This is a genomic window from Micromonospora phytophila (genome assembly GCF_023656545.1).
Classification (GTDB): domain Bacteria; phylum Actinomycetota; class Actinomycetes; order Mycobacteriales; family Micromonosporaceae; genus Micromonospora; species Micromonospora phytophila.
The window spans coordinates 1-5,281 of sequence record NZ_JAMOKF010000351.1; the positions used below are offsets into that span (position 1 = coordinate 1).

Here is a 5,281-nt window from a genome sequence, read left to right on the forward strand (position 1 = left end):
CAGCGGCTGCCGGATGGCCAGGGTGCCGTCGCGCAGGTTGCGGGCGGTGAGCCGGGGGTCGTCGGCGAGCACGGTGCCCACGCCGGCGATCACCGCGTCGACGGTGCCGCGCAGCGCGTGCACGTCCATCCGGGCCGCCTCGGAGGTGATCCACATGCTGGTGCCGTCCGCCGCCGCGGACCGGCCGTCCAGCGTCGCGGCGTACTTCCAGACGACGTACGGCCAGCCCCGGCGCATCGAGGTGAGCCAGGCGATGTTGCCGGCCTCGGCCTCGTCGGCGCGTACCCCCAGGTCGACCTGGATCCCGGCGGCCCGCAGGGTGGCGGCGCCGCCGGAGGCGACCGGGTTGGGGTCGGGCACGGCGATGACCACCCGGGCGACGCCGGACTGCACCAGCGCGGTGCTGCAGGGGCCGGTGCGGCCGGTGTGGTCGCAGGGTTCCAGGGTGACCACGGCGGTGCCGCCCCGGGCGCGCTCCCCCGCCTGGGCGAGCGCGACGATCTCGGCGTGCGGCCCGCCGGCGTACGCGTGGAAGCCCTCACCGACGACGTGGCCGTCGGCGTCGAGCAGGACGCACCCGACCACGGGGTTGGGGCTGGTCGTGCCGAGACCGCGCGCGGCGAGTTCGATCGCGCGACGCATCGCCTCGTCGACGGAGACGCCGGCCATGCCCTTGCCCTCTCACTCGCCGGTCGGCGCGCGGGCGGTCACGGGAGGCGACGGGTGCCGCAGGGCATGCGGTGGCGGAGGTCCGGGTACGGCACAGCCGCCCCGGGGGGCGAGCACGGCACGCTGAGACCAGCGGCCGGGCATGGCCCGTCCGTCCCGCGCGCTGTCTCCCATCCGGACTTTCTGAGCGCGGGCGTGCCCGCACCCAACCGTCGGCCCCGGATTCTCACCAGGTCCACCGGGCGGCAACGTGCCGACCGGGTCGCGGGCTTACCACGGTAGGGCCGTGGATCACCGCCGGTTCGGAATTACACCGAGTCCCGCCAGCGCGTGGTGGGTACACCGGCAGTCTTACACGCCGGACGGGGGGTTCCGCCACCGAGGCGAGGTACTTCACAGCACAAGCGCACGATCACGTAACCCCGCGTCGCCGGTCCACCGCCACGTACGAGCCGGGCTGGCTCTTGGCCACCGTCTTCATCTCGGAGGCCACGGCGATCGCCTCCAGCGGGTCGGTGAACCGCTTGTTGGCGTCGGAGATGGAGACGCCGATGGAGAGGGTGACCAGGGCGGCCCGCCGGATGTTGCCCCGGCGGTCCTTCAGCTCGACGTAGCCGCGGGCGGCGTCGGCGGGGTCGTAGAGCGCGTCGGCCGCCTTCTCGAAGTCGGCGGAGACCCGGGAGGTGAGCGGAAGGACCTGGTCCGGGGTGCAGACGATGACGAAGTCGTCGCCGCCGACGTGCCCGAGGAAGGCCGGCGGGAGCCCCACCGAGACCACCGCCCGGTGCAGGCTGCGGGCCAGCGCGGAGATGAAGTCGTCGCCGCGGACGAAGCCGTACCGGTCGTTGACGCTCTTGAACCGGTCGATGTCGATGTAGCCGACGGCGTAGTCGACGGCGTTGCGGACCCGGTCGGAGATCTCCCGCCGGATCCGGCTGTTGCCCGGCAGGCCGGTCAGCGGGGAGACCTCCCGGAACTCCTTGTTGCGGCGCAGCGTGGAGCTGACCCGGGCGACCAGCTCGGCGGTGTCGAAGGGCTTGACCAGGTAGTCGTCGGCGCCGGCGCTGAGCCCGTGCACCTTGTCCACGGTCATGCCCTTGGCGGTCAGCATGATCACCGGCAGGGCCGAGGTCATCGGGTCGGCCCGCAGCCGCCGGGTCAGCTCCAGACCGTCGATGCGCGGCATCATCAGGTCGACCACCGCCAGGTCGGGCCGTTGCCGCTCGATGGCCTCGAGCGCCTCCTGGCCGTCGCTGGCGTGGACCACCTCGAAGCCCTGCAGCCGCAGGTTGAACTCGACGAAACGCGCGATGTCCTCGTCGTCGTCGACGACGAGGATGATGTCCTTGCGGTCGCCGTCGGGTTCCACGTCAGGCCCCGGGGGCGGCGCGTTCCGCGAGTGCCCGGAGCCGGCGGACGGCCTCGGCTGGATCGTCGGCGCCGTAGACGGCGGTGCCGGCGACGAAGGCGTCCGCACCGGCCGCGGCCGCCTGCTCGATGGTGTCGGCGGCGATCCCGCCGTCGACCTCGATGCGTAGTTCGAGGTGGCCGCTGTCGACGTGCCGGCGGGCGGCGCGCACCTTGTCCAGCAGCTGCGGGAGGAACCGCTGCCCGCCGAAACCGGCCTTGATCGTCATGATCAGCAACGTGTCGAAGCTCGGCAGCAGCTCCAGGTACGGCTCGATCGGGGTGTCCCGGTCGATTGCCAGCCCGGCCTTCGCGCCGGCCGAGCGGAGGTCCTTGGCCAGCGCCACCGGGTCGTCGCACGCCTCGGCGTGGAAGGTGACGTTGTACGCGCCGGCGTCGGCGTACCCGGGCGCCCAGCGGCGCGGGTCCTCGATCATCAGGTGCACGTCGAAGGGCAGCTCGGTGGCGGCCCGCAGGCTCTGCACCACGGGCAGTCCGATGGTCAGGTTGGGCACGAAGTGGTTGTCCATGACGTCGACGTGCAACCAGTCCGCGGCGTTCTCGACGGCACGGACCTCTTCGGCGAGGCGGGCGAAATCGGCGGCGAGGATGCTCGGCGCGACGATCAGCGGCGGTACGGTCACGGGGCCAGTGTACGAACGCGGCCACCAGCCGCCCGCAGCGCGGCACCAGTGGGGACGCCCTGTGACCCAGCGGTGACCAGTGGTGCAGAATTGACCGTCCCGGGCCGGTGAAACCGGACGAACAGTCATGTGCGACTGGCCGAACGACGGAAACGCGGCAACACTCCATCAGGGACGGTGACGTGAGCTGCACGCCCGCGCGACGGGTCCGCGAACGGCCGTCAGCTCCCGGAAAGGGCGGATGATGCGACGGTGGCTTGGGGCGCTGGCGCTGGCCGGCACGGTGACGGCCCTGCTGGCCGGCTGCGTACGACCAGGGGGATCCGACGGCGACCTCACCGACGACTGGGCGGCGCTGCGGGCGCCGCAGCTGTTCGTGCCCGCCACGGACACCTGCCTGCCCCGGATCACCGGGGTCGTGCAGGCCGGCACCTACGAGACGGTGGACTGCGCCCGCAACCACCTGGCCGAGGCGATCCACGTCGGAACATTCACCGGCGGGGCCGCCGAGACGCCCGAACGACCCGAGCCGGGCTCCCCGGCGCTGCGGACCGCGCGGGCCGAGTGCGACCAGCGCGCCCGCGAGGTGCTCGGCGGTGACTGGCACTCCGCCCGGATCACGCTGAACATCGCCCTGCCGTCGGCGCCCGCGTGGACCGGCGGCGCCCGGTGGTTCCGCTGCGACCTCAGCGAGACCGACAGCATCGACAACACCCGGCCGGTCAACCGCACCGGCAGCCTGCGCGGGGCGATGATCGGCGACTCCCCGCTCATCCACCGCTGCTTCGACCCGAAGCTGATCGGCGACAACCTCAACTACATGGCCCCCGTGCTCTGCACCGAGCCGCACCGGGCCGAGTTCGTCGGGGTGTACGTCGAACGCGACATGAGCTGGGCGGAGTTCACCAAGGCCGACCAGCAGGCACACCGCCGCTGCATGGCGCTCATCGCCGCCTTCGCCAACGTGCCCAACAACAGCGACCTGCCGTACCGGGCGGGCTCGATCTTCTATCCCCCGTCGCAGCGGGAGTGGGAGGAGGGCGACCGGGGTGTGCGCTGCTTCCTGTGGAGCGACGACCGGAAGCTGACCCGCTCCACGCGCGGCGTCGGCCCGAAGGGACTCCCCGCGATCTGAGCCCGGGTGCCGTATGCTGCTGCGCCGGTGGCGGGTCGGGCCCGACGGGGCCGGTGGGACCACGAACGCGGGAGGTCGGTGCGATGCGACGGTGCTGGACGGCGATCGCGGCGGGAGCGCTGGCGGCCCTGGCACTCGCCGGCTGCGGCGCACCGGCCGGCACCGACCGGAACCTCACCGACGACTGGCCGGCGCCCGCCGCACCGCAGGCCTTCGTCCCCGCCACCGGAGTCTGTCACCGGGGCACACAGGACGTCGGCTACCTGACCGCGTACAACCCCCTCGACTGTGCGGAGACCCACCGCGCCGAGACCGTGCACGTCGGCACGCTGACCGGGGCGGAGGCCGACCGGAGCACGCCCCCACGAGCCGGCTCGGCCGGCATTCGCGCGGCGCGCGCCGAGTGCGACCGGAAGGTCAACGAGGTGGTCGGCGCCGACTGGCGCTCGGGCCGCCTCGGGGTGACCGTGGTGCTGCCGTCGCCGGCGGCCTGGGGCGGGGGCGCCCGCTGGTTCCGCTGCGACCTCAGCGAGTACACCAGCCTCGACGAGTCCACCGCGAAGGCCCGCACCGGCACCCTGAAGGGCGCGTTGACCGGGGCCGCGCCGCTCGCCCACCGCTGCTTCAACCCGAAGGTCAGCGCCGACGACGTGCGGGAGATGGTGCCGGTGGCCTGCACCAGCAGGCATCACGCCGAGTTCGTCGGCGTGTGGCAGGCCCCCGACACGAGCTACGCGGCGTTCACCCGGGACAGCCTGCGCACCCACAAGGGGTGCCGGGCCCTGATCGCGTCGTACGTCAAGGTGCCGAACAACGGCGACCTGCAGTACCGGGCCGGCTCGATCTTCTACCACCCGTACGAGCGGGAGTGGCGCAACGGCAACCGGGGCGTGCAGTGCTTCCTCTGGGTCAGCGACCGCAACCTGACCCGGTCGATGAGGGGCGCCGGCACGAAGGGCCTGCCGGTCACCTGAGCGCCGCTCACCCCGGGGTGCCGGGAGCCGCGCGACGAGCCACGGCACCCGGTACGGCACTTCTCGGCACGCCCGGACGCGGTCCGGCGCCACCGCGCAGTTCCCGACCGGACGCCACCCACGACCCCGTGGCCCCGTCGGCGTCCGTCAGCCCCTCCCCCACCCACCGGCCCGCGGTGCGGGCCGGATCGGGTGGTGGGTGGACCACCGGGCCCCGGTCGGGGCCGGTCGACGCGGGTGGCGACCCCGCTCAGGTGCGGCGCAGCATCGCCAGGAACATCGCGTCGGTGCCGTGCCGGTGCGGCCAGAGCTGCACCGTCGGCCCGTCACCGAGGCCGGGCATCCCCGCCGGCAGCAGCGGCCGGGCGTCGACGAAGTCGACCGGCACGCCGGAGCGGCGGGCCGACTCGGTCACCGTCACGTGCGTCTCGACGGTGTGCGGGGAGCACGTG

General features: G+C 73.4%; 5 protein-coding genes, 1 pseudogene and 1 riboswitch. Of the genes and pseudogenes, 2 read left to right on the forward strand and 4 right to left on the reverse strand.

The annotated features are described in order from the left end of the window. The 3 genes from ribD to rpe all read right to left on the reverse strand — a co-directional run. A partial coding sequence (ribD, locus tag NCC78_RS27050) for a bifunctional diaminohydroxyphosphoribosylaminopyrimidine deaminase/5-amino-6-(5-phosphoribosylamino)uracil reductase RibD (RefSeq protein WP_250797997.1) occupies positions 1 to 669 on the reverse strand: 669 nt, incomplete at its 3' end. 158 nt (positions 670 to 827) lie between these two features. Beyond that, positions 828 to 1,001: riboswitch (FMN riboswitch) on the reverse strand. A gap of 80 nt (positions 1,002 to 1,081) precedes the next feature. Then, the gene (locus tag NCC78_RS27055; protein ID WP_250797998.1) at positions 1,082 to 2,038 is read right to left on the reverse strand and encodes a response regulator; all 957 of its coding nucleotides are present in this window, start codon (positions 2,036 to 2,038) and stop codon (positions 1,082 to 1,084) included. Position 2,039: 1 nt separating this feature from the next. Continuing rightward, positions 2,040 to 2,720, reverse strand: coding sequence for a ribulose-phosphate 3-epimerase (gene rpe / locus NCC78_RS27060; protein ID WP_250797999.1), 681 nt, complete (start codon positions 2,718 to 2,720; stop codon positions 2,040 to 2,042). Positions 2,721 to 2,964: 244 nt separating this feature from the next. On the opposite strand from rpe, the gene NCC78_RS27065 reads away from it, so the two are divergent. Further along, positions 2,965 to 3,855 carry a septum formation family protein gene (locus tag NCC78_RS27065; protein ID WP_250798000.1) on the forward strand — a complete coding sequence of 297 codons (891 nt, stop codon included), beginning with the start codon at positions 2,965 to 2,967 and terminating at the stop codon, positions 3,853 to 3,855. A gap of 83 nt (positions 3,856 to 3,938) precedes the next feature. Next, entirely contained in the window at positions 3,939 to 4,829 is an 891-nt protein-coding gene (locus NCC78_RS27070; RefSeq protein WP_250798002.1) for a septum formation family protein, read from the forward strand. A gap of 250 nt (positions 4,830 to 5,079) precedes the next feature. On the opposite strand, the pseudogene NCC78_RS27075 reads toward NCC78_RS27070, so the two are convergent. After that, positions 5,080 to 5,281, reverse strand: a pseudogene (locus NCC78_RS27075) (rRNA small subunit methyltransferase B); the annotation flags it as partial.